Genomic DNA, 26,603 nt, shown 5'->3' on the forward strand with positions numbered 1-26,603 from the left:
CTGGCACTAGGGAAAGCCGGTCAGGGCAGGAACCGGCAAGGTAAACTGAGGAGGACGCCATGACTGTTAAGGCAATTCTCGAGCAGAAGGGCCACGACGTGTTGACGCTCGGGCCGAACGAAAAACTGAGCGAGGCCATTCGCATCCTGGCCGAGCACAGGATCGGTGCGCTGGTCATCACCAATGGTGATCACAAGATCGTCGGCATCCTTTCCGAGCGCGACGTCGTGCGGGTCCTCGCCAGGGAAGGGGCCGCCGCATTGGATATCGCGGTGCGTTCGGCGATGACCCCCAAGGTGAAGATCTGCAATGAGAACCACACCGTCAACGAGGTTATGGAGATCATGACCAGTGGCCGTTTCCGCCATCTGCCGGTGGAAAAGGACGGCCTGCTCGACGGCATCGTGTCGATCGGCGACGTGGTCAAGCGGCGCATCGAGGATGTCGAGCGCGAGGCCGCAGAGATCAGGGCCTATATCGCGACGGCGTGAGATCGCCAGCAAGTTTTGTCGAAGTCGGCGCCGCCCCTCATCGCCCTGCCGGGCACTTCTCCCCGTATAGTGACGGGGAGAAGGGGCCGGCCGCAGCCTTGGCGGCTTTTCTTGCTACAATGGAGATTGGCGAAATCGTTGATGCGGGCGCCCCTCTCCCCGTCACTATACAGGGAGAGGATGCCGGCAGGCAGGTGAGGGGCAGCGCAAACGTTTCCAATAACGGTTGCCCCTACCAGCCTGCGGCTTCACGCTTGTCTCCTTTTGCGGTTTGCATTAGCTGATGACTTCACTTTAAACGTCGAATTCACGTGAATTCCGTCACCGATAACGCGCAGGCCGCCATGACCCTCATCGACACCCGCACACCCGACGCCAAGCGCCTGATATCAGGCGCCACCGGCGACTGGGAGATCATCATCGGCCTCGAGGTCCATGCGCAGGTGACCTCGCAGGCAAAACTGTTCTCCGGCGCCTCGACGGCGTTCGGTGCGCCGCCAAACGCCAATGTCAGCCTCGTCGATGCGGCGATGCCGGGCATGCTGCCGGTCATCAACGAGGAATGCGTCAAGCAGGCGATCCGCACCGGCCTCGGGCTGAAGGCCGAGATCAACCACAAATCGGTCTTCGACCGGAAAAACTATTTTTATCCCGATCTGCCGCAGGGCTATCAGATTTCACAGTTCAAGCAGCCGATCGTCGGCGAGGGCAAGGTGATCGTCTCCGTCGGTCCCGACCGGCAGGGCGAGTTCGAGGACATCGAGGTCGGCATCGAGCGCCTGCATCTGGAGCAGGATGCCGGCAAGTCGATGCACGACCAGCATGCGACGATGTCCTATGTCGACCTCAACCGCTCCGGCGTGGCGCTGATGGAGATCGTCTCCAAGCCCGACATGCGATCCGCCGACGAGGCCAAGGCCTATGTCACCAAGCTGCGCACCATCGTGCGATACCTCGGCACTTGCGACGGCAACATGGACGAAGGCTCACTGCGCGCCGATGTCAACGTCTCGGTGCGCCGGCCCGGCGGCGAATTCGGCACGCGCTGCGAGATCAAGAACGTCAACTCGATCCGCTTCATCGGCCAGGCCATCGACTACGAGGCGCGCCGCCAGATCGCCATCCTTGAGGACGGTGGCAAGATCGACCAGGAAACGCGGCTGTTCGATCCCAACAAGGGCGAGACCCGCTCGATGCGTTCCAAGGAAGAAGCGCACGACTACCGCTATTTCCCGGATCCCGACCTGTTGCCGCTGGAATTCGACCAGGCCTATGTCGATGCGCTGGCAAAGGATCTGCCTGAACTGCCCGACGCCAAGAAGGCGCGGCTGATCTCCTCGCTCGGCCTGTCGACCTACGACGCCTCGATCCTGGTGTCGGAAAAGGCGGTCGCCGACTATTTCGAGAAGGTGGCCGCTGGTCGCGACGGCAAGCTTGCCGCCAACTGGGTCATCAACGATCTGCTCGGTGCCTTGAACAGAGCCGGCAAGGGTATTGAAAATGCTCCGGTTTCGCCCGATCAGCTCGGCGCGGTCATTGACCTGATAAAAGAGGGCACCATCTCCGGCAAGATCGCCAAGGATCTGTTCGAGATCGTCTGGAACGAAGGCGGCGATCCGCGCCAGCTGGTCGAAAACCGCGGCATGAAACAGGTCACCGACACCGGTGCCATCGAAAAGGCGGTCGACGAGGTGATATCAGCCAATCCCGACAAGGTCGAGCAGGCGCGCGCCAAGCCGGGCATGGGCGGCTGGTTCGTCGGCCAGGTGATGAAGGCGACTGGCGGCAAGGCCAACCCGCAGGCCGTCAACGACCTCGTCAAGGCCAAGCTCGGGATCGAATAGGATGATGTTCGTTCGCACCGCTGGCGAGCGCGATCTTGCCGCGGTCCGGGCGCTGCTGGTCGAAACGTGGCACGCCACCTACGACGCCATCTATGGTGCTGCCAAAGTCGCTGAGATAACAGATGAATGGCATTCGATCGCCTCGCTCAAGGCGCGGCTGACACGGCCGAACTCCGAATTCCTGGTCGCAGACGACGGCAACCGCATTGGCGGCATGGCGTTCGCCGCAGCCACCACGGATGCGAGGATCGTCATGCTGAACCAGCTCTACGTGCATCCGGCCTGCCAGAGGCAAGGGATCGGCCAGGCGCTGCTGGAAGAGGTCGAGGCCAGCTTTCCCGAGGCGCGGACGCTGCGTGTCGAAGTGGAAGAGGCAAATGCTCCCGCCGTCGCCTTCTATCGCTCGAAAGGGTTTTTGCCAGCCGGGAATACTGCTGACTGTGGCGGTGGCTCAGGGCTGCCGGCGTTGATTTTGGAAAAGGCGATCGAATAGATGCCTGGCCTGACAGGTCGCAGTCAGTTGCGTTTTTACGGGGCTGCGCCGGTCGGTTGCGGGCTGAATTGCGGAATCGCGGTCCGCAAAAAACACGCCCGAAGGTAGAAATTCACCGGTGGCTAACGCTGAGGCAAAAATCATGGTGCGACGCACAAAAATATTGCAATGCACTGCAGATGCCGTAACGTCAGGTTCTAGATGAACGAGACGGCCTTTCTACAAAGGTCGCCCACCGCAAAGGATGGAAACTATGACGAAGACCGCTGACAAAACTGCTGAAAACGTTGAGAATGCAGAAGTCCAGACCGAGGTAACCGATCAGTTCCGTGCTGTCGCCGAAAAGGGCGTCGAGCAATCGAAAGAAGCCTTATCGAAATTGGCGACCGGCGCCGAGGCGACCCAGAAGGCTCTTGAGTCATCCTTCGAAACAGCCAAGACCGCTAGCAATGAGCTGTCGCTGAAGACGATCGCCGCTTTGCGCGCAAATGTTGAGGCCAGCTTTTCTCACCTCGAAGCCCTGGTTACCGTGAAATCGCCCTCCGAGTTCGTCGAATTGCAGACAGACTTCTTGCGCAAGCAGGTGGAAAAGACGGTCGAGCAGAGCAAGGAGCTTCAGGCGGCGGCGACGAAAGCCGCCGAAGACGTATCCAAGCCGATCAAGGATGTCTACGAGAAGGCGATGAAGGATCTCAAGGTCGCCTGATTGGCCCTGATGCCTGATTGGCCCTAAGGCATGTCGCGCAAAAGCACGCCCTCGGGCTTGAACCGAGGGTGCGAAGCGGTTTTGCAATAACGACATGCATCAAAGCAACAACTTGAAGCGCGTCGCATGAATCCATCCAAACGGCACGCGCTTCAGGCGGAGGGAACTTCCACATTGTCGATCAGCCGGGTCTTGCCCAGCCAGGCGGCTGCGAGCAGGCGTCCGTCGCGGTTTGGCCGCCACGGGGCGAGCGTCAGGCTCTCGCGCGCCGCGACATAGTCGACTTTGTCGAAGCCGGCCTCGACCAGCGCGCGGCTGGCCTCGGCAGTCGCACTGCCTTCATCCGCGCCTGCCGCGAGTGCCGCCGCCGTTCGGCGCAAGATGGTGTTGAGCTGGCGCGCCACCGCGAGCTCGGTTTCGCCGAGATAGGCGTTGCGTGACGACATGGCGAGCCCGTGCGCGTCGCGTATTGTTGGCGCGCCGATGATGTCCACCGGCAGATCAAGATCGCTGCAGAGCTGCCTGACGACGCAAAGCTGCTGATAATCCTTTTCGCCAAAGACCGCGCAGTCGGGCGACGCCTGCAGGAAGAGCTTTGCCACGACGGTTGCGACGCCGTCGAAGAAGGTCGGCCGGAAATCCGATTCCAGCCCGGCGGCTGGGCCGCCGACCGAGATCCTGGTGGCGAAGCCGGCCGGGTACATCTGCGCCACACCAGGGGTGAAGGCAAGTTGTGCGCCGGCCTCGGCCAGCCGATCGAGGTCGCGGCCGAGCTGGCGCGGATATTTGTCGAGATCTTCGCTCGGCGCGAACTGGGTCGGGTTGACGAAGATCGAGACGACGCAGCGATCGGCCTTCTCCAGGGCGATCCTGATCAGCGAGATATGGCCGTCATGCAGCGCACCCATGGTCGGCACCATGGCAAGGCTGAGGCCATCGCGACGCCAGTCGCGGATTTGCGCGCGAAGGGCGGCGACGCTTTCGATGACGAGAGGTCCGCTCATGCTTCGCCCCGGCTCACGGTTCGCTCTTGTCGGGCGCGGCCGAAAAAACGTGGCTCGGGCCGGGGAATGTCCGGCTGCGCACCTCCGCTGCATAGCTGGCTGCCGCTTGCGATATGACGCTGCGCAGGTCGGCATATTGCTTGACGAATTTCGGCACCCGGTCGACGGTCAGGCCGACCATGTCGTCGATGACCAGGATCTGGCCGTCGCAGTCGCCGCTGGCGCCGATGCCGATGGTTGGAATGGAAATGTGGCGGGTGAGGTCGGCGGCGACGGTCTCGACGGTGCCTTCGATGACCACCGAGAACGCGCCGGCCTTTTCGACCGCTTCGGCGTCGCGATAAAGCGCAGCCACATTCTCGTCGGTCCGGCCCTTGATCCTGTAGCCGCCGTCGCTTTCCACCGATTGCGGCTGCAAGCCGATATGTCCCATGACCGCAATGCCGGCAGCGACAATCGCCGCAATCTGTCGGGCAACCGTGACGCCGCCCTCCAGCTTGACGGCCTGGCAACCGGTCTCGCCGACGACCCGCCGCGCCGAGGCCACGGCTTGGCGCGCCGTCGCCTCATAGCTTCCGGCCGGCATGTCGACCACCACGCAGGCCTTGGCTGACCCTCGCATCACCGCTTGACCGTGGGCGATCATCATCTCCAGCGAGGCGCCCAGCGTGGTCTTGTGGCCATGGAGAACCATGGCCACGCTGTCGCCGACCAGAAGCAGGTCGACATGATCGTCGAGCAGGCGAGCGATGGGGTAGGTATAGGCGGTGAGGCAGACGATCGGCTCGCCGCCCTTGCGTAGGCGAATGGAGCTGGCACTGATCCGCGGATCGGCGCCGGATGCGTCTGGGGCCATCATTCCCTCCCTCAACCGTCAATCAGGCTGGGTACCTGCATGCGGCGCGCTGAGCTTTAGAAAGACCAGGCAGCCTTGGCAAGGCATGCCTCGAAAGGACGCGAAAGGCTTGCCACTGTGCGTCGGTTTTCCGACGGCCATTTGCGTGGCTCGTGCGGCAAAACCCTTGCCTTGGCGACGGCCTGACGCCATAAGCAGGAACAGGCGCCACCGCTGCCGCCGCGAGGACTTGGCGCGCGAGGATTTTGGATGAAGACTTTCCTTCTGCAGTTTTTCACCTGGTGGAACAGCCAGACGCTGGGCACGCGCTTCCACACCTGGCGGCATGGCAAGAAAGTCGGGCAGGACGAGGCTGGCAACGTCTACTACGAGGGTGGTGTCGATTCGGAAGGCCGCACCCGCCGCTGGGTCATCTATCGCGACTATTCGGAAGCCTCGATGATTCCGCCCGGCTGGCATGGCTGGATGCATCACCGCGTCGATGTCCCGCCGACGAGCGACACCTACAAGCCACGCGACTGGCAGAAGCCGCATCAGCCGAACCTCACCGGAAGTGCCGCCGCCTATCGCCCCAAGGGTTCCATACTCAGCAATCAGCACCGCCCGCAGGTGACCGGCGATTACGACGCCTGGACGCCGGGGTCGTAAGAGACTGGTTCGAAATTCGCTCTGGCGAGTCTAACCGCTCGCCAAGGGCGGATCGATCCTTTATCGCCACAATTGGCGTTTAGCTGCTTGTCGATCTGACAGCAGCGACTAGCCTTGGGCGCGACAGAATCACCCCGGGCGCAAACCACCGGATCCCTGCATGAGCATTTTCAGCCGAATTTCGATGGGCGGACTGACGACGGCCGCCGCTTTTGTCGCTTGCGCCATGGCCGCCGCTCAGACGCTGGAGGCGCCAGTGGACCCGGGGGCGCCGACGGAATTTGAGGCGCCAGTGGACCCGGGGGCGCCGACGGAATTTGAGGCGCCAGTGGACCCGGATGCGCCAGTGGACCCGGATGCGCCAATGGAACCGGATGCGACAGTGGCGCCGGCGGCACCGGCGGCGCCACAACGCATCACCAATCCTGTCGCCGAATTCGCCGGCATCGACAAGATCACCGGCCGCATCATCACGTTCGATGTCTATATCGACGAAACGGTGCAGTTCGGCGCTTTGCAGGTGACGCCGCGCATCTGCTATTCGCGGCCGCAAACCGAAGAGCCGAAGACCGATTCTTTCGTCGAGGTCGACGAGATCACGCTGGATCGCAAGATCCGCCGTATCTTCACCGGCTGGATGTTTGCCGAAAGCCCCGGCCTCAACGCCGTCGAGCACGCCGTCTACGACGTCTGGCTGAAGGGCTGCAAGCAGAAGTCGGAGGTGCCGGCACCCGACGCGGTCAAAACCAATTAGCCAAGACCAGTTATAATGCCTGGCGTGCGGGATCGCCCGTTCGCAATCACTTACTGAGCCTTCCGGAACCGCCTTATTCTCCGTGCGTTGGTCATGGCTGGTGTTACGGAGATGTCCCATGATGGCCAACAAGAACGAACTCCTCGATCTCGAAAAAGGGTTCTGGGCCGGCGACGCTGCCTATTTCAAAGCCAATGCCGACACCAAATGCCTGGTGGCTTTCCCACAGATGGCGCAAACGATGAGCAACGCCGATCTGGCCGAAACCGCGACGGGCCTAAATCGCTGGCGTGATCTCGACATCGACCTCAAGGGCATCATCGAGCCGGGCAGCGACATTGTCATGCTGACTTATGAGGCCCATGCCACGCGCGAGAATGGCGAGCCTTATGCGGCGCTGGTCAGCACCGGCTATGTCCATCGCGTCAACGGCTGGAAGATGATGTTCCACGCGCACACGCCTCTTGAGCCTGCCGCAAAAACCTGACCAAAAACCCGACCTTTGGCGCAGATCATGGGAAAAACACCGTCTCGCCCTTCAGCGCGTCGGCCAGCATCTTTTCGTATTTGCCCCTTGGCACGTCGACCGCGCCGAAGCGTTTGAGGTGCTCGGTGGTGAACTGCGTGTCGAGCAAGGCGAAGTGTCGATCCTTCAGGCGTTCGACCAGGTGCACCAGGCAGACCTTCGACGCGTGCGTTTCCCTGGCGAACATGCTTTCGCCGAAGAACACCCGGCCAAGAGACACGCCGTAGAGGCCGCCAACCAGCCGACCCTCGCGCCAGGCTTCGACCGAATGGCAATGGCCCATCCGATGGAGTTCGACATAGGCCTCGCGGATCGGCGCGTTGATCCAGGTCGACCGGCGTTCCTCGCGCCTCTCGGCGCAGCCGTCGATGGTCGCTTCGAAATCAAAATCGAAACGGATATCGAACAGGTTTTTCCGGATCGCCTTCCTCAGGCTTTTGGGCGTGTGAAAACCATCCAGCGGGATGATGCCGCGCGTCTCCGGCCGCACCCAGAACACTTCCGGATCGGTGGCGCTTTCGGCCATCGGAAAGACGCCCGAGGCGTAGGCCTTGAGCAACAGGTCGGTCGGGATGCGATAGCCTGGCGCGTAGGGACGGGTCATCGCGTCATTATATTCTATAAGTTCACGTCCTAATCCTCATCGGCCAGATATTTTTCCAGCCAGTGGATGTCATACTCGCCATTGGCGATATCGGCATTGCCGACGAGATCGCGAAACAGCGGCAGCGTCGTCTTGATGCCGTCGACGACGAATTCGTCGAGCGCCCGCCGCAGCCGCATCATGCATTCGACGCGATTGCGGCCGTGCACGATCAGCTTGCCGATCAAACTGTCGTAGTAGGGCGGGATCTTGTAGCCGGAATAGACGCCGGAATCGACACGGATGCCGAGGCCGCCCGGCGTGTGGAAGTGGGTGATCGTGCCGGGCGAGGGGGTGAAGGTGCGCGGATCCTCGGCATTGATGCGGCATTCGATGGCGTGGCCCTGAAAGCGGATCTCTTCCTGGCGCATGGAAAGCCCGCCGCCCGAGGCGACGCGGATTTGCTCGTGCACGAGGTCGATGCCGGTGATTGCCTCAGTCACCGGATGCTCGACCTGCAGGCGCGTGTTCATCTCGATGAAGTAGAACTCGCCGTTCTCATAGAGGAATTCGATGGTGCCGGCGCCGGAGTAGCCGAGATCGGCGATCGCCCTGGCACAGACGCCGCCGATATGCGCGCGCTCCTCGGCATTGAGCGCCGGCGAGGGAGCCTCTTCCCAGACTTTCTGGTGGCGGCGCTGCAGCGAACAGTCGCGTTCGCCGAAATGCACGCCGCGGCCGGCACCGTCGCCGAACACCTGGACCTCGATGTGGCGCGGCTTTTCGAGATACTTCTCGATGTAGACGGCGTCGTCGCCGAAAGCGGCACCGGCTTCCGAGCGCGCCGTCTGCAGTGCGACCACAAGATCGGATTCGCTGCGCGCCACCTTCATGCCGCGTCCGCCGCCGCCGGCCGACGCCTTGATGATCACGGGATAGCCGATCTCGGCGGCGATGCGTCTGGCTTCCTTTTCCTCGGTGACCGCCCCGTCGGAGCCGGGCACCACCGGAATGCCGAGGCGCTTTGCGGTGCGCTTGGCCTCGATCTTGTCGCCCATGATGCGGATGTGATCGCCGGACGGGCCGATGAACGTGATGTTGTGCGCGGCGAGGATATCGGCGAATTTGGCATTCTCCGACAGGAATCCGTAGCCCGGATGCACCGCGTCGGCGCCGGTGATCTCGCACGCCGCGACGATCTGGTGGATGTTGAGATAGCTGTCGCGCGACGGCGGTGGCCCGATGCAGACGCTCTCGTCGGCGAGCCGCACATGCATGGCGTCGGCGTCGGCGGTGGAATGCACCACCACCGTCTGGATGCCGAGCTCCTTGCAGGCGCGCAGCACCCTCAGAGCGATTTCGCCGCGATTGGCGATGAGGATTTTCTGGAACATTTTTCGGCTGTTCCCGGCTCTACTCGATCACGACGAGCGGCATGCCGTATTCGACCGGCTGCGCATCCTCGAACAGGATCGCCGTCACCGTTCCGGCACGCGGCGAGGGGATCTGGTTCATCGTCTTCATCGCCTCGATGATCAGCAGCGTCTGGCCTTCCTTGACCTGTTGGCCGACTTCGATGAACGCCTTGGCGTCGGGCGATGGCGCCAGGTAGGCGGTGCCGACCATCGGCGAGGCCACTGCGTTCTTGGACACGTCGGCCGCTGCCGGGGCGGCTGCGCCAGCCGGCTGCGCTGCCGGCGGCGCATAGGCGGGCTGCGCTGCGGCGACCGCATGGACGGCCGGCGCCTGTCGCGACACACGCACCTTCAAGTCGCCCAGCTCGACCTCGATCTCGGTGAGGTTGGTGTCGTTCAGTATGCCCGCCAGATCGCGGATAAGCTGCTGGTCAACACCATTCTTTTTTATCGACATTTTCGAGCCTTCTGTTTGTTGGCCGGTCATAGGCGTGCGGCCAGCGCCTGCAGCGCCAGTGTGTAGCCGAGCGGCCCGAACCCGCAGATCACGCCGACGGCGACCAGCGAGACCATGGAGACGTGGCGGAATGATTCCCGCGCATGGATGTTGGAAAGATGAACTTCGGCGACGGGCAATGGCGCGACGGAGCGGATGGCGTCGTGAATGGCGATCGAGGTGTGGCTGTAGGCGCCCGGATTGATGACGATGCCGACAGCCTTGTCGGCGGCTTCCTGTATCCAGTCGACGAGGTCGCCCTCATGGTTCGACTGACGGAAATCGATCTCGAGCCCAAGTGCCGCACCTGCCTGCTTGCAATCGTCGGCGATCGCGGCCAGCGTCTTGCCGCCATAGATGCCGGGCTCGCGTTTGCCGAGCGCGTTGAGGTTGGGACCGTTCAGGACGAAAACCGTTTTCAAAATGCCGACCTTTCCCGGTGTGGTTTCGAATCCGAAATTCGCAATACCTTGGAGCAGCGCTTTGAAGGAATTTCGGCTTCAAAGCCACACTGGCAATTTATACATTTCTGATGTGGTGGATTTAAAGTTCCTGAACACTGACGCCACCAAAGCAGCAGGAACTTCAAATCCACCACATCAGCGCCGGCATCAGTCGGCGCACCGGGCCTCTATAATGGGCTTAGACGCCTGCGAAAAGAGCGCAAGTGGGTTCTTTCGCTGTCCACAACAGGCGGAAAATGGCTTGCGCCGAAAGCCAGCCGCCGATCAGAGTGCGGCCTTGGCCGCTTCGATCTTCTCCGCCAGCACGTCCTGGCCGAGCGCACCGAACACCACCTCGTTGCCGACCACATAGGAAGGCGTTCCGGTGATGGCCAGCTTGTTGGCAAGATCATAGGTCTTGGAGAGGGCCTCGGCGATCGACGGATCCTTCATCTTCTCGCGCAGCGTCGCTTCGTCGGCGCCGAGCGAAAGCGCTACCTTGATGGCCGCCGCTTCGGTGGCGCGTCCCTGGGCGCCGAGCAGCGCGTTGTGGAACTCGCCGTATTTCTCCGGCATCATCAGGTGGAAGGCCATCGAGACGACGCTTGCCTTCTGCGAATCCGGGCCGAGGATCGGGAACTCCTTGAGCACGAAGCGCAGATCCGGATCGGCTGTCGTCAGCGTCTGCATGTCCTCCATGGCGCGTTTGCAGTAGCCGCAATTGTAGTCGTAGAATTCGACGATGGTGACCTTGCCGTTCGGATTGCCGACGACGCCGTCGAAGGCCGAGTTGAAGATCTGGTCCTTGGCATCCTTGATGACGTCGAGACTGGCGACGCGCTGCGCCTCCTTCTGCTTGGCCTCGAGCGCCTCCTGAGCTTCCAGCAGCACTTCCGGGTTCTTCAGCAGATAGTCGCGGATGATGCCTTCGACTTCAGCCCGGTCGATCTTGGTGTCGGCGGAGGCTGCCTGGGCGATCTGCGCGGCATCGGCCTTTGCCGTCTGCGGACTTCCGGTCACGAACCCGAAACCCAGCATGGCGAGAGCGACCGCCACGCCCGTGGTGCCCAGCAGAATTGCCTTCTTCATCATCCTGATCCTCTTGCCTGGTTTCCGGCCGGGTTGTCCGACCCGATTGGCCCGACTACCCGATTGGTTCGACTACCCGATTGGTCCAACCACTTGTCGCCGCGCACGGCCGGAAGGTTCACTTTTTCTTGCCTGATGGTGCGTAGTTTATGATGTCCTGCGCGCGGATCCAGCCCGGCTCGCCACGCTTCATTTTCATCTGCGCGCGCATTGCGAAGATCTTGGCATCCTTGTAGGCGCCGGAATAGAAATGGCCTTCGGCGGTCGCAAGGTCGGCGGCCGGAATGTTGCCAAGCTCGCCATAGGCCTGCGCAAGATGGCGGTAACCGACGGCGTTTTCTCGGTCGCGCGCGAGACCCTTGTTGATCTGCACCACCGCTTTCTCCAGGGAATCGGGCGTGCCGACTGCCATCAGCGCCTGGCCGTAGGAAACCGGCAGCAGCCCGGATCGCGCTGGGTCGAGGCTGACCGCCTTGGCATAGGCTTCCGCGGCAGCCTTCGGTTTGTTCGCCTTCATCAGGATGTCGCCGCGCAATTCCTGGAAATAGGGGTTCTTCGGCTGTGCCTTGATCAGCGCGTTGGTCTTGGCAAGCGCCCCGGCCAGATTGCCGAAAAGATAGCTCGTCTGCGCGTCGCCATATTGCGAGGCGAGGCTGCCCGGCATCTTGCGCATCAGCCGCGATGCGGCGGCCTGACCTCCCATATAGGCAGCGATCTTGATGCGCATCATGTCGTGCCGCTGCTGCAGCGCCGGCGGATCGACCTTTTCGACGTAGGGGCTTTTTTTGACCAGGACTTCGAGGTTGGCGATGCGTTCGCGCGGCAGCGGATGGCTGATCCGGTAGGGGTCGACCTGCGCCCCCGACAGCGAAAGTGCGCTCTGAAAGCGGCCGAAGGTCTTCAGCATGCCCAGGCCGGACTGGCCGGTGGCATTGAGATAGGTTATCGCCGAGCGGTCGGCGGTCATCTCTTCGGTGCGCTGATAAGCGAGGATACTGCGCTGCGCCATCTCGCCACCGCCAGCGGCAACCCCCATGCCGGCGCCGGCCAGGCCCCGGCTCTTGCTGGTGGCGCCGGCAACGATGGCACCGGCGCCAAGCAGCGTCGCGATGATGGCCATCGTCTTGGCGCGTTCGAGCTGGTTGCGCAATTTTTGCTGGTGGCCGCCGGCGATGTGGCCCGCTTCATGGGCGATGACGCCGATGATCTCGTTGGGCGTCTCCGCCGACATCAGGGCGCCGGTGTTGATGAACAGGCGGGACCCGGCAACGAAGGCGTTGAAACTCTGGTCGTTGACCAGCACGATGTCGACGCCGTCTTCCGGCAGGCCCGCGGCCCTGAAGATCGGCCGCGCATAGGCGCGCACCAGCGCCTCGATCTCGGCATCGCGCACCACCGGCACGTTTTGCGCAAAAGCGCTGACGGTGCTGCTCACAGCGACCGTCGCGGCAAGCGAAAGCGTCGCGAAGGCGCGCGCTGCCCTGGCTATCGTCGATTTGGGTCGGCTCAACATGGCAGGTCCACTGGTAGACGAGCGGGTGAAGGATGAAAAGTCGGCACTGAAACTTTTACTGAACTTGTGATCCTCACATCAATCGGGCATTTGTGCGGCGCGGGACGCCAAAGCTCGGCGCCGGCAGCCGGCAAGCGCCGGCCCGAGGGCCGATCTCAAAGGGCCGACCCAAAGGGCCAACAAGGAAAATGAGGTCAAATGGTTGTATCGCTTTCGCGTCGCGGCGACGTCGAGCCGTTCCACGCCATGGACGTTCTGGCGGAAGCGAATCGGCTGAAGGCCACGGGCGTGCCGGTCGTTTCCATGGCCGTTGGCCAGCCGTCCGATCCGGCGCCGGCCGGAGTCAGGCAAGCGGCGACGAACGCATTGAAGATGGGGCGCATCGGCTACACCGACGCATTGGGTCTTGCGGGCCTGCGCGAGAATATCGCCCAGCACTATGCCGACCACTATGGGCTGGCCGTTTCACCCGGCCGGATCGCCGTCACCACCGGATCGTCGGCCGCCTTCAACCTGGCATTTCTGGCGATGTTCGATCCAGGCGACCGTGTCGCCATCGCCGCACCCGGTTATCCGGCCTATCGCAACATCATGGCCGCGCTCGGCATCGAGATCGTCGAGATCGAGCTCGACGGTGATGCCTATCTCCACGCCGAACATCTGAAGGCTGCGCATCGCGAAAAGAATCTGAAGGGCGTGTTGTTTGCCAGCCCCGCCAATCCGACCGGGGCGATTATCCCCGCCGACGAGCTGTTGGCGCTGGTGACGACGGCACAAGAGCTCGGCATCGCCGTGATCTCCGACGAGATCTACCACCGGCTGGCTTACGCTGCGCCGGACAGCACAGCACTTGCCTGCGGCCCTGACGTGACGGTGATCAATTCCTTCTCGAAATACTACTGCATGACCGGTTGGCGCATCGGCTGGATGGTGCTGCCGGAACCATTGGTGCGGCCGGTCGAGCGCATCGCCCAGAGTCTCTACATCTCACCGCCGGAACTGTCCCAGATCGCCGCGATCGAGGCGTTCAAGGCAACCGCGGAATTGGAGGCTGTGAAGGCGCGCTACGCGGGCAATCGCGAGCTTTTGATGAAACGCCTGCCCGAACTCGGCTTTACCCTGGCGGCACCGATGGACGGGGCGTTCTACGCCTTCTGCAATGTCACCAGGCACACCAACGACAGCATGGCCTTCGCGCGCAAGATGCTGGCCGAGGCGCATGTGGCGGCGACGCCCGGCCGCGATTTCGATCCGCTTCAAGGCCATCGAGCCATGCGCTTTTCCTACGCCGGCAGCCACGACGAGATGGTCGAGGCGATGATGCGCATCGAGCGCTGGCTGAGATAGCGTGATGCCGGACCTCGAGCAGGCTTTGACCGAGATTGCCGCCGAAATGGCCGAGCGCACGGATCGCGGCGACGTCGCGACCTACATACCGCAGCTCGGCAAGGTCGATCCGAAAAAGTTCGGCATTGCCGCGGTGACCAATGACGGTCGCGTGCTGATGGCGGGCGACGCCGATGAGCCGTTTTCGATCCAGAGCATTTCGAAGGTGTTCACGCTGACACTGGCGCTCGGCAATGTCGGCGACGCGCTGTGGCAGCGTGTCGGGCGCGAGCCTTCGGGCAACCCGTTCAACTCGATCGTCCAGCTCGAGCACGAAAACGGCATTCCGCGCAATCCGTTCATCAATGCCGGCGCCATCGTCATTTCCGACATTCTGCTCGCCGGTCACCAGCCGCGCGAGGCGATCGGCGAGATCCTGCGCTTCATCCAGTTCCTGGCCGACGACGAGACCATCATCATCGACCGCGAGGTCGCGGCTTCGGAACGAGCCACCGGTTTTCGCAACTTGGCGCTCGCCAACTACATGAAGTCCTTCGGCAATCTCAGCCACGCGCCGGATCTGGCGCTGGGCGTCTATTTCCACCATTGCGCCATCGCGATGAGCTGCCGGCAACTGGCTCTGGCCGGCCGCTTCCTCGCCAATGGCGGCAAGAACCCGGCGACTGGCCATTCCGTGGTGTCGGCCGAGCGCGCGCGCCGCATCGGCGCGATGATGCTGACCTGCGGCCACTATGACGGCTCAGGCGATTTCGCCTTCCGCGTCGGCATCCCCGGCAAGAGCGGCGTCGGCGGCGGCATTTTGGCGATCGTCCCGGGCGTGGCCTCGCTCGCCGTCTGGTCGCCCGGCCTCAACGCCAACGGCAATTCCAGGCTGGGTTCGATTGCGCTGGAAAGGCTGGCGAAGATGATGAACTGGTCGGTTTTCGCGCCATAGAGATTTGCCCGCTTCAGACAAGAAAATCCCGCGCTGTCGACAGGACAGCGGGGATTTTTTTGTTCAAAAGATCAGGCTGAACTACCGAAAAGCTTAGAAAAAGCCTTTCCGCTGCCACCAGCCGGCACGCTTCGGCTTCTCCTCGGTCTTTTCCTCTTCGGCAACAGTCGAGGACACGATCGGCTCAACCGGAGCATCGACCGGTATGGGCTTGCGTCGCGATGGGCGGACCTTCGGTTTCTCGTCGACGGCGGCCACGGCTGTTTCCTCCGAAACAGCTGCGGGAGCCTCGGCAGAAATTTCCGGCTCGGCTACCGGCGTCTCGGCAACGACGTCCGCCGCAGCCTTCTTCGGCTTGGCGGCGCGGCGCGGCTTCTTCGGCTTTTCGGCGCTTGGCATGTCGTCATTGGCCGGAGCAAGGTCCACAGGCTCTTCGACCGGCGTGGCTTCGACCGGCGTTGCTGCTGCCGGTTCGCCGGAGACGGCCTCCAAGACCTCGGGACGGTCAGCCGCCTCGGCAGTGCCTGCATCGACCTCGCCTTCGCCGTCTTCACGGCGATTGCGCTTGCCGCCGCGCTTGCCGCGCCGACGCTTCTTGCCCAGACCTTCGTCAGGCTCCGGACCTTCATCAGGCTCCCGACCTTCAGGCTCTTGCCCGTCATCCGACGCTTCCACCGCCTCGGTGACGCCGACCTGGTCCTCGTGGTCTGCTTCGGCGCCTTCATCGCTTGCCGCCTCGGAGACGCCATCGGCAGTGGCCGAGATGGACGCACCTTCCACGGGGGCGCCATGCTCGCGGTCGCGATCCTTGCCGCCGCGCCGTCTGCGGCGCTTGCGGCGCTTGCGGTCGCGGCCTTCGCCATCCTCGCTGGGCCTTGGCTGCTGTGGCTGCTGCGCCTGGCGCGGTTGTTCCGCCGGTGCAACGACCTCGTCTTCCTCCTCCCCGATGACGATTTCGTCGGCGGGCTCTTCCGGCTCGACATAGGCGGGCAAGGTCCGCACCTCGACGAAGCCTTCAGGCTTTTCGGCCAGCGCGCCGCGGAAGATCGCATAGTGCTGGGCGCCGACCGTATCGTCGGCCTCGACGGTGATGGTCAGGCCGAAGCGGTTTTCGAGCTCCACCAGCGTGCCGCGCTTGTGGTTGAGCACATAGAGCGCGGTCGCCGCCGGCGTCCGCACCGTGATGTGGCTGCGCGAATCCTTTAGCAGGAATTCCTCGATCGCCCGCACCACCATCAGCGCGACGGACGAATCGGACCGCACATGGCCGGTGCCGCCGCAATGCGGGCAAGGCTTCATCGTCGATTCCAGCACGCTGGCACGGATGCGCTGGCGCGACATCTCCATCAGGCCGAAATGCGAGATGCGGCCGACCTGGATGCGGGCGCGATCGTTCTTGAGGTGATCCTTCAGCCGCTTCTCGACGGAGCGGTTGTTGCGGTTCTCCTCCATGTCGATGAAGTCGATGACGATCAGGCCGGCGAGATCGCGCAGCCTCAGCTGCCGTGCGACCTCCTCGGCCGCTTCCAGATTGGTGTGAAGCGCTGTGTCCTCGATCGAGTGCTCCTTGGTGGAGCGGCCCGAATTGACGTCGATGGCGACCAGCGCTTCGGTCTGGTTGATGATGATGTAGCCGCCGCTCTTCAGCGTCACCTGCGGCTGCAGCATGCGGTCGAGCTGCGCCTCGATGCCGTTGCGCACGAAGATCGGCGTCGTGTCGCGGAACGGCTGCACGACCTTGGCGTGGCTAGGCATCAGCATGCGCATGAAATCCTTGGCCTCGCGATAGCCCTCTTCGCCGGAGACCAGGATCTCGTCGATGTCCTTGTTGTAGAGGTCGCGCACCGAGCGCTTGATCAGGCTGCCTTCCTCGTAGACGAGGGCAGGGGCCGTCGACTGCAGCGTCAGGTTGCGGACGTTTTCCCAAAGCCGCATCAGATATTCGTAGTCGCGCTTGATCTCGGCCTTGGTGCGGCTTTCGCCGGCCGTGCGCAGGATGACGCCCATGCCCTGCGGCACTTCGAGATCGGCGACGACCTCCTTCAGCCGCTTGCGGTCCTGCGCGTTGGTGATCTTGCGCGAGATCCCGCCGCCGCGCGCCGTGTTCGGCATCAGCACCGAATAGCGGCCGGCAAGCGACAGGTAGGTGGTGAGCGCCGCGCCCTTGTTGCCGCGCTCTTCCTTGACGACCTGCACCAAGAGGATCTGCCGGCGCTTGATCACTTCCTGGATCTTGTACTGGCGGCGCACCGGCTTGCGGCGGTTGCGCGCTTCTTCCAGCGCATCCTCGGCGCCGACCGATTCGACCTCATGGTCATCCGAATGCGATGACTGCACCTCTTCCAGCATGCCGCGATCATTGTCGGTGGAGGTGGCTTCGCCGGCCGCATCAGCCTGCGGCACGGCTTCGGAAATCACATCCGATTCGATGCTGGCGGCGATGGAATTCGGACCGCCTTCGGAAGGCCCAGTTTCGTCATCGCTCGTCTCGTCACGGCCAGTCTTCTCGTCACGGCTCGTCTCGTCGCGGCTCGTCTCATCAGGACTTGCCTCGCTATGACTGGCGACATCCTCGCCATGTTCCGAAGCAGCGGACGGCGTGTCGACTTTTTCTGAGGCATCGACGTTCTGCGCGACCGCATCCTCGCCGTGTTCGCCGCCCTCATTGGAGCCGCTGTCGTTGGACCCGCTGTCATTGGAATCGCCGGAAGCGTCCGAATCGGCCGCACCTGCATCACGCTTGTGTTCGCCTCGGTCGCGGCTCTTGCCGCCGCGGCGGCGTCCGCGCCGGCCGCGATCGCGGGTCTGGCGATCGTCGCCATCGCCGTCCTCATCGTCCTCATCTTCAGCCTCCTGCGCTTCCGCGCGCAGCAGCGCCTGACGGTCGGCGACCGGAATCTGGTAGTAGTCGGGATGAATTTCACTGAAGGCGAGGAAACCGTGACGGTTGCCGCCGTATTCGACAAAGGCTGCCTGAAGCGAGGGTTCGACGCGGGTTACGCGGGCGAGGTAGATATTTCCTTTGAGCTGCTTCTTGTCCTGGGATTCAAAGTCGAATTCTTCAATACGGTTACCGCGAACGACGACAACTCGTGTTTCCTCCGGGTGGGAGGCGTCTATCAGCATTTTGTTGGGCATTATTTCGTTTCCCCCCGGCAGCCGTCAGCCGCAGCTTGCGAGGCAAAGCCCGCCGCTGTGAGTGTGGATGAACATGGGTGCCGGGCAATTGAATGTCCGCCGGCCGCTGCCTGAGCGCCATGGCGGTGCCGCCCGCAGCCATAATGGCGCGGTTTGCTGCGGACCTTTCCATGATTGCGCTTGAAGCCATCGTAACCAGCAGAACCTTTTTGAACCAAAGCCCGGGAAAACCGGACCAGCTTGTTTGCTCGTACAGAGCCGGCGCGGGACAATCCCGGCCGTTTTCCTCACGCAGGCGCTTCCCCCGCCACGGGCTTACACCTGCGAAATTCGTCGCGATCACCTGTTGCCTTTTTCGCCTGACGCGAAAGGAGCCGTCGTTCATCTCGCCTGTAGCAGGAAGCTGCGGAGAAGGACGGCTCCAGGATTGCAGTGATCCACCATCGCTTTTATGATTTGGCGGGTTGGAAGGCAACCCCGATTTCCGATGCCGGCAAAATGCAGTTCCGCAACGGAAGCACGGCTTTAAGCGTTGCGTGAAAAGGCTTGGTTAACCTTCTCTGGTTACCAACCGTTAATCGAGTTCGCGGCCTGACCGGCGTTTCGACAAGACGACGACACTCCGACAAGCAAGATTGGCCGACAACAGGATCGGGCGTCTCACGCCAAACCGGAGCGACTGGAAGAGATGGGACTGGCAGTCTTCACGCACATGAGTGGTCGCGCCGGAGGCATTTTTTTCTACGCCGCCTACTTCCGCGCTGCCCACTTCTTCCGCGCTGCTTGTCTGCTGTTGCTGGTTGTCGTTTGCCTGGCTCTTTCGCCAGTTTCCTTTGCCGCCGACGCGCCGCTGGCAGTGACGAGCTACAAAATGGCCGGTGACGCCACCAAGATGCGCATCGTCATGAATTTCGATCGTGAGCCCGACGTCAAATGGTTCCTGCTGCGCGGCCCCCACCGTCTGGTCGTCGACCTGCCAAGCACGAGATTCGCCATCAATGCCAAGGACGTGAAGGCGCGCGGCCTGGTCAGGAGCGTGCGCTACGGCGATCTCGGCGAGGGCGTGTCGCGGCTGATTCTCACCGGCAAGGGTCCGTTCGCCGTCGACAGGTTCGACGTGCTCAAGAACGATGACGGCAACGGCTACCGCATCGCCATCGACATGTCGGCGGCGTCCGTGCGGGAGTTCGACGCCGCTCTTGCCAATCAGGCGTTGACCACCGGCTCGACGGTCTCCTCCGACAAGGGCGGCAGGGTCGGCACCGGCCCGGTCTCCAATCCAGGCCATCGCTTCACCGTCGTCATCGATCCAGGCCATGGCGGCATCGACGGCGGCGCCGAGGGCATGAACGGCACCGTCGAGAAGAACGTCACGCTCGCTTTCGCCACCGAATTGCGGGACAAACTCGCCGCAGTCGGCAAATACGACGTGTTCATGACGCGCGAGACGGACCAATTCCTGCGGCTGGACGACCGCGTGCGCATTGCCCGCCAGCACGAGGCCGATCTGCTCATTTCGATCCACGCCGACACCATCAGGGTCAAGGGCCTTCGCGGCGCTACCGTCTACACCGTCTCCGACAAGGCTTCCGATCCCGAAGCGCAGGCGCTCGCCGACCGTGAAAACCTTTCCGACCAATTCGCCGGCATGGAAATCAAGGACGACAACAAGGAAGTAACCGACATCCTGATCGACCTGATTCGCCGCGAGACGCACAGTTTCTCGATGAGCTTTGCCCAAACGCTGGTCGGCCAGCTTTCCACCAGCGTCGGCCTCATCAACAATCCGCAGCGTTCGGCCAGCTTCAAGGTGTTGAAGGCGCCGGATGTTCCCTCCGTGCTGGTCGAACTCGGCTATCTGTCGAATGCCAAGGACGAGGCGCAACTGCTCAGCGCCGATTGGCGCAGCAAGGCGGCCCAGAGCATAACCAATGCCATCGCCCTGTTCGCTTCAGCCAAGGCCGGAGCCGGAACCGGAGGCTGAGATGCCCGCCATCGCCACAACCAGAGGCAGCGTTGCACGACGACAACACTTTGCACTTATATTTTCGCCATTCGAAGCCGAAATTCCAGGCTGCCGCATTTTGCCCACATGGTGGCGACATGGATTTTCGATTACCGGTCGGGATCGTCTCGAAAGCTTGCGCGAAAGGCGGCTTCGTTTAGGCAATTCCCGAACCAAGGACTGGAGCGGGCATGATTCGTCTTATTGGCTATTTCTTCGGCATCGGCACCGCGCTGGCCCTTTTGGTCGCGGCCGGCGTGGCGATCTATATCAGCCATTTGTCGAAGGATTTGCCCGATTACGAGGTCCTGGCCAAGTATGAACCGCCGGTGACGACCCGCATCCATGCGTCCGACGGTGCGCTGATGGCCGAATATGCGCGCGAGCGGCGCCTGTATTTGCCGATCCAGGCGGTGCCGGATCGTGTCAAGGCGGCCTTCCTGTCTGCCGAGGACAAAAACTTCTACAATCACCCCGGCATCGATATGACCGGCCTTGGCCGCGCAGTTATGGTCAATCTGCAGAATGCTGGCTCGGGCAAGCGCCAGGTCGGCGCCTCGACGATCACCCAGCAGGTGGCGAAAAACTTCCTGTTGTCCTCGGACCAGACCTACGAGCGCAAGATCAAGGAGATGATCCTCGCCTTCCGCATCGAGCAGGCCTATTCGAAGGACCGCATCCTCGAGCTCTACCTCAACGAGATTTTCTTCGGGCTTGGCGCTTATGGCGTCGCCGGCGCAGCGCTCACCTATTTCGACAAGGCGGTGAATGAACTCACCGTGGCGGAGGCCGCCTATCTGGCGGCTTTGCCGAAGGGCCCCTCCAACTATCACCCATTCAAATATGCCGACCGCGCCATCGAGCGCCGCAACTGGGTGATCGACCAGATGGTCGGCAACGGCTACGTCACGCAAGAGGAAGGCGCCAAGGCCAAGGCCGAGCCGCTCGGCGTCAAGCCACGCCGCTCCGGCACCTATCTGTTCGCCGGCGAATATTTCACCGAGGAGGTGCGTCGGCAGATCAGCGCGCGCTACGGCGAGAATGCGCTCTACGAGGGCGGCCTATCCGTCCGTACGACGCTCGATCCCAAGATGCAGCTCATCGCCCGCAAAGCCATGCAGAACGGCCTGATGAAGTTCGATACACTGCGCGGCTATCGTGGGCCGGTGAAGACTATCGACCCGTCCGGCGACTGGGGCGTGCCTTTGAGCGAAGTCAAGGGACTGGACGACGTGCCCGAATGGTCGCTCGCCGTCGTGCTCGACAGCTCAGAGAGCGGTCTGTCGATCGGCCTTCGGCCGACCCGGCAGATCTCGGGCGAACTTGTCAAGGATCGCGTCGAAGGCACCGTCAGCCGCGAGGACATGAGCTTCGCCATGCGTCATGTGGTCGGCGGCAAGACCGTCAAGGCCAAATCGCCGGCGGACGTGCTGAAGCCTGGCGACGTCATCTTCGTGCAGAAGAAAGAAGATACGGATGGGGCCTATATCTTGCGCCAGGCCCCCGAAGTGGAGGGCGGCCTGATCGCCATGGATCCGCATACCGGGCGCGTTCTGGCCATGGTCGGCGGGTTCTCCTATTCGCTTTCCGAATTCAACCGCACCACGCAGGCCATGCGGCAGCCGGGTTCGTCGTTCAAGCCGATCGTCTATGCGGCCGCTCTCGACAATGGCTATACGCCGGCTTCGGTGATCATGGACGGCCCGATCACCATCAAGAGCGGCAACACGACCTGGACGCCGAAAAACTACGATGGAAGGACAGCCGGCCCGGCGACCTTGCGATCCGGCATCGAGAGGTCGCGCAATCTGATGACTGTGCGCCTGGCCAACGACATGGGCATGAAGCTGGTCGCCGAATATGCCGAGCGCTTCGGCGTCTATGATCGACTGGCGCCGTATCTGCCGATGGCGCTGGGGTCGGGCGAGACGACCGTGATGCGCATGGTATCGGCTTATTCGATCATGGCCAACGGCGGCAAGTCGATCAAGCCGACGCTGATCGACCGGATCCAGGATCGCTACGGCAAGACGGTCTACAGGCAGGACGAACGCGGCTGCGAAAATTGCAATGCGGCTGAATGGCAGAACCAGCCTGAGCCGGAACTGGTCGACAATTCCGAGCAGGTGCTCGATCCGATGACCGCCTATCAGATCACCTCGATGATGGAGGGCGTTGTCGAGCGCGGTACCGGCGCTACCGTCGCCGAACTCGGCCGCCACATCGCCGGCAAGACCGGAACGACAAACGACGAGAAGGATACCTGGTTCATCGGCTATACGCCCAACCTCGTTGTCGGCCTTTATATGGGCTATGATCAGCCCAAAGGTCTTGGCAAGGGCGCGACCGGCGGCGGCCTTGCTGCGCCGATCTTCAAGGACTTCATGCGCGTGGCGCTGGACGGCACGCCCAATGTCGATTTCCAGGTTCCCGAAGGCATGAAGCTGATCGCCATCAATCGCAAAACCGGCATGCGGGCCAACCCGGAGGACGCCGGCGCCTTTATCGAAGCCTTCAAGCCGGGCACCGGCCCCGCCGACAGCTATTGGGTGATCGGCATGGGTGAGGACGGCTCCAACGCCTCCGGCGGCGCGCTGTCGCCACAGGCCAACCAAGCCATCCAGTCCGGCGGCGGCGGGCTCTACTGACATGGGTTCGAGCAATTCCAGGAAAAGTGTGAAACGGTTTTCCGTCCGGAATTGCGCAAAAACAAAGAGATAGAGCCGTTCGGCGTTTCTGTGAAACGATGAACCGCTCTAGTGTATTTGGGCCGGCTTTCGAGCCGGCCCATTTCGCTTTACAGGCGGCGGTGCCATCCCTATGTATCGCGCCAACCCAAGCTCTGCTTAAGCGACAGGGCACCATTTCAGCACAGGACAGAACGGCCAGCCATGCGCGCGGAAACGCAGAATATTGTCGACGAAATCAGGCAGGCGATAACCCTGCTGAGGAGGCATCTTTGACTGGGATCAAGCCATAAAGCGGCTTGAATACCTGAATGTGCGTGCCGAGGATTCGAGCCTCTGGAACGAACCGCTGGAGGCGCAGAAGCTGATGCGTGAGCGCCAGGGCCTCGAGGAAGGCATCGCCGCGGTCAAAGGCCTCGCCCAGGCGCTGGAAGACAATATCGGCTTGATCGAGCTCGGCGAGGAAGAGGGCGATGAGGGCGTCGTCGCCGAGGCGGAAGCGGCGATCCGCTCGATGCGCGGCGAAGCAAAGGCCCGCCAGATCGAGACGCTGCTTTCCGGCGAGGCCGACGCCAACGACAGCTATCTCGAAATCCATGCCGGCGCCGGCGGCACCGAAAGCCAGGACTGGGCCTCGATGCTCCTGCGCATGTACACGCGTTGGGCCGAGCGGCGCCGTTTCAAGGTCGAGGTGCTGGAGGTGCATGACGGCGAAGAGGCCGGCATCAAGTCCGCCACGCTGCTGATCAAGGGCCACAACGCCTATGGTTGGCTGAAGACGGAATCCGGCGTTCACCGTCTCGTGCGTATTTCGCCCTATGACAGCAATGCGCGCCGTCACACCTCCTTCGCCAGCGTCTGGGTCTATCCCGTGATCGACGATACGATCGAGATCGACGTTTCCGAATCGGATGTCCGCATCGACACCTATCGTTCGTCCGGATCGGGCGGCCAGCACGTCAACACCACCGATTCAGCGGTCCGCATCACCCATCTCGCCACCGGCATCGCGGTCGCCTGCCAGGCTGAGCGCTCCCAGCACAAGAACAAGGCGAAGGCCTGGGAGATGCTGCGTTCGCGGCTCTACGAGGAAGAACTGAAGAAGCGCGAGGCGGTGGCCAACGCCACCGAAGCGTCGAAGAGCGATATCGGCTGGGGCCATCAGATACGCTCCTACGTTCTGCAGCCCTATCAGCTGGTGAAGGATCTGCGCACTGGCGTCGAGAGCACAAGCCCGTCGAGCGTGCTGGATGGCGACCTCGACGATTTCATGGAGGCCTCGCTGTCGCAGCGCATCGAGGGCGGCGCCGGCGAAGTGGTGGCCGATATCGACTGAAGCTTCTACGCCCCAAGCAGCAGGAACATCACGCTAGAGTAACAGGCTCTTCACTGTAATTGAGCGAGTGCTTTATGGCTTTGTTTTTTCATCGAATTTTCGACAATTACTTCTTCCTCCGGGTTCATTGTTGCAGGCCGGCCGTCGCCTGGCCCGGAACCACCGCGAGCTGATTCTCGTTATCCGCGCGATCCCACTGCCGGGGTTGATGAAGTCACTCTCGTCAACCCCGGCAGGCTGGTTCCGGCTGCAGATGGCGGCGCTCGGTTGCACAGCAATTTCTTGCGCCAGCAAAGGAATCAGCCCAGCATCCGAACGCTGGGGGAAAAAGCATTTATGGCCGGACGCGGCGTATCTGCGACCTGACGAGCCGGCCACTGGGAAGATACGTTCCAAGAACGGGCAAGCGAAACGCTTGATAACTCGGTGATAGGAATTGCGCCCATGCCTGCTTCCACAACCCGACTGGCCTCAGCCGTCAAGACGGCGCTCCGCCTCCTGAATTCAATCATTGCGGTGGTGGCTCTGACGGCCGCCATCACTACATTTGCAGCATCCGCCTTGGCGCACGACGCCACGCCGACTGCAGCGAAGCCGCAAGGCTGGAGTTACCCATTCTCCTGTTGTTCCGGCTACGATTGCCGCGCGGTCTCGCAGACGTCGATCAGCGAGCGTCCGGAGGGCTATGTCATCAAGGGAACAGGCGAGGTCGTGGGCTACAGCGATGCACGGATCAAGAATTCGCCCGACGGCGAATATCACTGGTGTTCGGTTGCCGGCGCCAATGACGGAAAGACCATCTGCCTGTTCGTGCCACCGTCGTCGTTTTGATGCATGTCGCCCAAAAGTTTGCTCCGAGGGCCATGGCCTGACCCGAGGCTGCGCAGCGGTTTTGGGATACGACATGCATCAAAAAGATTGAAGCGCGCCACGCGTCCGACGCAGGCAAGCCGAGTCTGCCGACAGACGGTTGTCAACAGCGCCTCTTTATGTTGCCTTACCGCGCTGGCGGAAAGCAATCGCGAGGGAGGCGTCATGACCATAAAGGCAAGCTGCCACTGCAGGGCGACGACGTTCGAGGTTTCGGAAGCGCCGCTAACCGTGACGCAATGCACCTGCTCCTTCTGCTCGAAACGCGGCTCGTTGTGGGCCTATTACGTCCCGTCGCAATTCAAGCTCACCAGCCCGCTCAAGAATGTCTCTTTCTATCAATGGGGCTCGAAAACGGTAAAACATGGTTTCTGCGCCACCTGCGGCTGCGGCACCTTCACCGAAACGCCGGACTGGTCGACCGGCAAGCCGGATTTCGACAATCCGAAAATCAGCGTGAATTCTCGCCTGTTCGACGATTTCGACCTCGATCAGGTCGAGGTCGTCGTCATCGACGGCAAGAATCTCTGGTAGCCGACAGTCTCTGCCAGCCGATCGGAATTGCGCAAATAGCGGCGGTTGAATTGACCGGGAAAAGCCGTGGCCAGCCGCTTTTCCCCTTCCATTTTTCGCCGCATTTCATGTTACAAGCATAGAGCGACTCGCGTCCACTTGGACGCACAAGGGATGCGGCGCGCCACTGGTGGGACCGCGGACTGGAGAGGGACTACCTGATGAAAAAGACTGTGCTCGTCGCAGTGGCGACGGCTGTGCTCGTGAGTGCCTGCACCACCACCGATCCGTATACCGGACAACAGAAAGTTTCCAACACTGCGGCCGGCGCCGGCATCGGCGCGCTGGCGGGTGCGGGGCTCGGCCTGCTCGCCGGCGGCAACGATCGCCGCAATGCGCTGATCGGCGCTGGCGTCGGCGCTCTCGCTGGCGGCGCCATCGGCGCCACGATGGACCAGAACGAGGCCGAACTGCGCCGGCAGCTTCAGGGTTCCGGCGTCAGCGTCACCCGCAGCGGCGACCAGATCATCCTCAACATGCCGTCCGACATCACCTTCAACGTCGACCAGGACGCGGTGAAGCCCGGCTTCTATCAAGTGCTGAATTCGGTCGCGCTTGTGCTGAACAAGTTCCGCCAGACCACCGTCGACGTGTTCGGCCACACCGATTCGACCGGTGGCGACGAACACAATTTCGACCTGTCGCAGCGCCGCGCGCTGGCGGTCGCCAATTATCTGTCCGGGCAGGGCGTCGATACCCGCCGCTTCGCCGTCACCGGCTTCGGCAAGACGCGTCCGATCGCCTCCAACGCGTCGGCCGCCGGCCGCGCCCAGAACCGCCGCGTCGAGATCCAGCTCTCACCGCTCACCTGAGCAAGACACGCAAGAAGACGGTTTTGCACATGAAAACGGC

Annotated in this window: 24 protein-coding genes; 15 read left to right on the forward strand and 9 right to left on the reverse strand. The window is 62.3% G+C overall.

Going from position 1 to position 26,603, the window contains the following annotated elements; translation table 11 throughout:
* Positions 1 to 59: 59 nt before the first annotated feature.
* The 4 genes from AC0L2Z_RS22815 to AC0L2Z_RS22830 all read left to right on the forward strand — a co-directional run bounded on the left by AC0L2Z_RS22815 (position 60) and on the right by AC0L2Z_RS22830 (position 3,534).
* Positions 60 to 491 carry a CBS domain-containing protein gene (locus AC0L2Z_RS22815; RefSeq protein WP_023798170.1) on the forward strand — a complete coding sequence of 144 codons (432 nt, stop codon included), beginning with the start codon at positions 60 to 62 and terminating at the stop codon, positions 489 to 491.
* A gap of 344 nt (positions 492 to 835) precedes the next feature.
* The gene (gene gatB, locus AC0L2Z_RS22820; protein WP_473629359.1) at positions 836 to 2,335 is read left to right on the forward strand and encodes an Asp-tRNA(Asn)/Glu-tRNA(Gln) amidotransferase subunit GatB; all 1,500 of its coding nucleotides are present in this window, start codon (positions 836 to 838) and stop codon (positions 2,333 to 2,335) included.
* Positions 2,336 to 2,339: 4 nt separating this feature from the next.
* The gene (locus AC0L2Z_RS22825) at positions 2,340 to 2,828 is read left to right on the forward strand and encodes a GNAT family N-acetyltransferase (protein WP_128168559.1); all 489 of its coding nucleotides are present in this window, start codon (positions 2,340 to 2,342) and stop codon (positions 2,826 to 2,828) included.
* 253 nt (positions 2,829 to 3,081) lie between these two features.
* Positions 3,082 to 3,534 (forward strand): phasin, encoded by a 453-nt coding sequence (locus AC0L2Z_RS22830; protein WP_027154463.1) that lies wholly within the window; start codon positions 3,082 to 3,084, stop codon positions 3,532 to 3,534.
* 152 nt (positions 3,535 to 3,686) lie between these two features.
* Here AC0L2Z_RS22830 and panC read toward each other — a convergent pair whose 3' ends face one another.
* Both panC and panB read right to left on the reverse strand, forming a co-directional pair.
* On the reverse strand, positions 3,687 to 4,538 hold the full coding sequence (gene panC / locus AC0L2Z_RS22835) for a pantoate--beta-alanine ligase (protein WP_473629360.1): 852 nt from the start codon (positions 4,536 to 4,538) through the stop codon (positions 3,687 to 3,689).
* 13 nt (positions 4,539 to 4,551) lie between these two features.
* Positions 4,552 to 5,394, reverse strand: coding sequence for a 3-methyl-2-oxobutanoate hydroxymethyltransferase (gene panB / locus AC0L2Z_RS22840; protein WP_473629361.1), 843 nt, complete (start codon positions 5,392 to 5,394; stop codon positions 4,552 to 4,554).
* A 249-nt stretch (positions 5,395 to 5,643) separates the two neighbouring features.
* On the opposite strand from panB, the gene AC0L2Z_RS22845 reads away from it, so the two are divergent.
* The 3 genes from AC0L2Z_RS22845 to AC0L2Z_RS22855 all read left to right on the forward strand — a co-directional run bounded on the left by AC0L2Z_RS22845 (position 5,644) and on the right by AC0L2Z_RS22855 (position 7,283).
* Positions 5,644 to 6,042, forward strand: coding sequence for an NADH:ubiquinone oxidoreductase subunit NDUFA12 (locus tag AC0L2Z_RS22845; RefSeq protein ID WP_023798164.1), 399 nt, complete (start codon positions 5,644 to 5,646; stop codon positions 6,040 to 6,042).
* Positions 6,043 to 6,202: 160 nt separating this feature from the next.
* A complete protein-coding gene (locus AC0L2Z_RS22850) occupies positions 6,203 to 6,796 on the forward strand; it encodes a DUF2155 domain-containing protein (protein WP_473629362.1) in 594 nt (197 codons plus the stop codon).
* A gap of 118 nt (positions 6,797 to 6,914) precedes the next feature.
* Complete coding sequence (locus AC0L2Z_RS22855) at positions 6,915 to 7,283, forward strand: hypothetical protein (protein WP_473629363.1); 369 nt, start codon at positions 6,915 to 6,917, stop codon at positions 7,281 to 7,283.
* Positions 7,284 to 7,308: 25 nt separating this feature from the next.
* Here the strand turns inward: AC0L2Z_RS22855 and aat are convergent, their stop codons facing one another.
* The 6 genes from aat to AC0L2Z_RS22885 all read right to left on the reverse strand — a co-directional run bounded on the left by aat (position 7,309) and on the right by AC0L2Z_RS22885 (position 12,861).
* Complete coding sequence (gene aat / locus AC0L2Z_RS22860) at positions 7,309 to 7,926, reverse strand: leucyl/phenylalanyl-tRNA--protein transferase (RefSeq protein WP_473629364.1); 618 nt, start codon at positions 7,924 to 7,926, stop codon at positions 7,309 to 7,311.
* Between the two features lie 29 nt (positions 7,927 to 7,955).
* Complete coding sequence (gene accC / locus AC0L2Z_RS22865) at positions 7,956 to 9,299, reverse strand: acetyl-CoA carboxylase biotin carboxylase subunit (protein ID WP_473629365.1); 1,344 nt, start codon at positions 9,297 to 9,299, stop codon at positions 7,956 to 7,958.
* A gap of 19 nt (positions 9,300 to 9,318) precedes the next feature.
* The gene (gene accB / locus AC0L2Z_RS22870) at positions 9,319 to 9,777 is read right to left on the reverse strand and encodes an acetyl-CoA carboxylase biotin carboxyl carrier protein (protein ID WP_023798158.1); all 459 of its coding nucleotides are present in this window, start codon (positions 9,775 to 9,777) and stop codon (positions 9,319 to 9,321) included.
* A gap of 26 nt (positions 9,778 to 9,803) precedes the next feature.
* Entirely contained in the window at positions 9,804 to 10,238 is a 435-nt protein-coding gene (gene aroQ, locus AC0L2Z_RS22875) for a type II 3-dehydroquinate dehydratase (RefSeq protein ID WP_128173250.1), read from the reverse strand.
* Between the two features lie 306 nt (positions 10,239 to 10,544).
* The gene (locus AC0L2Z_RS22880) at positions 10,545 to 11,348 is read right to left on the reverse strand and encodes a DsbA family protein (protein ID WP_128168521.1); all 804 of its coding nucleotides are present in this window, start codon (positions 11,346 to 11,348) and stop codon (positions 10,545 to 10,547) included.
* A 118-nt stretch (positions 11,349 to 11,466) separates the two neighbouring features.
* Entirely contained in the window at positions 11,467 to 12,861 is a 1,395-nt protein-coding gene (locus AC0L2Z_RS22885) for a M48 family metalloprotease (protein ID WP_023798155.1), read from the reverse strand.
* A gap of 198 nt (positions 12,862 to 13,059) precedes the next feature.
* On the opposite strand from AC0L2Z_RS22885, the gene AC0L2Z_RS22890 reads away from it, so the two are divergent.
* Both AC0L2Z_RS22890 and AC0L2Z_RS22895 read left to right on the forward strand, forming a co-directional pair.
* Positions 13,060 to 14,208, forward strand: a complete 1,149-nt coding sequence (locus tag AC0L2Z_RS22890) for a pyridoxal phosphate-dependent aminotransferase (protein WP_473629366.1) — start codon at positions 13,060 to 13,062, stop codon at positions 14,206 to 14,208.
* Between the two features lie 4 nt (positions 14,209 to 14,212).
* A complete protein-coding gene (locus AC0L2Z_RS22895) occupies positions 14,213 to 15,142 on the forward strand; it encodes a glutaminase (RefSeq protein WP_023798153.1) in 930 nt (309 codons plus the stop codon).
* A 93-nt stretch (positions 15,143 to 15,235) separates the two neighbouring features.
* On the opposite strand, the gene AC0L2Z_RS22900 is transcribed toward AC0L2Z_RS22895, so the two are convergent.
* On the reverse strand, positions 15,236 to 18,280 hold the full coding sequence (locus AC0L2Z_RS22900) for an Rne/Rng family ribonuclease (RefSeq protein WP_473629367.1): 3,045 nt from the start codon (positions 18,278 to 18,280) through the stop codon (positions 15,236 to 15,238).
* 688 nt (positions 18,281 to 18,968) lie between these two features.
* On the opposite strand from AC0L2Z_RS22900, the gene AC0L2Z_RS22905 reads away from it, so the two are divergent.
* The 6 genes from AC0L2Z_RS22905 (at position 18,969) to AC0L2Z_RS22930 (ending at position 26,563) form a co-directional block, all read left to right on the forward strand.
* Complete coding sequence (locus tag AC0L2Z_RS22905) at positions 18,969 to 20,264, forward strand: N-acetylmuramoyl-L-alanine amidase (protein WP_473629368.1); 1,296 nt, start codon at positions 18,969 to 18,971, stop codon at positions 20,262 to 20,264.
* Positions 20,265 to 20,476: 212 nt separating this feature from the next.
* Positions 20,477 to 22,933, forward strand: a complete 2,457-nt coding sequence (locus AC0L2Z_RS22910; RefSeq protein WP_473629369.1) for a penicillin-binding protein 1A — start codon at positions 20,477 to 20,479, stop codon at positions 22,931 to 22,933.
* Between the two features lie 243 nt (positions 22,934 to 23,176).
* Positions 23,177 to 24,308 (forward strand): peptide chain release factor 2 gene (gene prfB, locus AC0L2Z_RS22915; RefSeq protein WP_473629370.1). Its coding sequence is split into 2 segments (ribosomal slippage): positions 23,177 to 23,242 and positions 23,244 to 24,308, totalling 1,131 coding nucleotides; the frame shifts between segments, so codons are not numbered across the junction.
* 444 nt (positions 24,309 to 24,752) lie between these two features.
* The gene (locus AC0L2Z_RS22920) at positions 24,753 to 25,139 is read left to right on the forward strand and encodes a hypothetical protein (protein WP_473629371.1); all 387 of its coding nucleotides are present in this window, start codon (positions 24,753 to 24,755) and stop codon (positions 25,137 to 25,139) included.
* Positions 25,140 to 25,343: 204 nt separating this feature from the next.
* Positions 25,344 to 25,712 (forward strand): GFA family protein, encoded by a 369-nt coding sequence (locus AC0L2Z_RS22925; protein WP_128182295.1) that lies wholly within the window; start codon positions 25,344 to 25,346, stop codon positions 25,710 to 25,712.
* A 200-nt stretch (positions 25,713 to 25,912) separates the two neighbouring features.
* Positions 25,913 to 26,563: a YiaD family glycine zipper/OmpA-like lipoprotein gene (locus AC0L2Z_RS22930; protein ID WP_031254560.1), complete on the forward strand. Its 651-nt coding sequence runs from the start codon at positions 25,913 to 25,915 to the stop codon at positions 26,561 to 26,563.
* Positions 26,564 to 26,603: the final 40 nt, after the last annotated feature.

Source organism: Mesorhizobium sp. WSM4850, assembly GCF_055811735.1.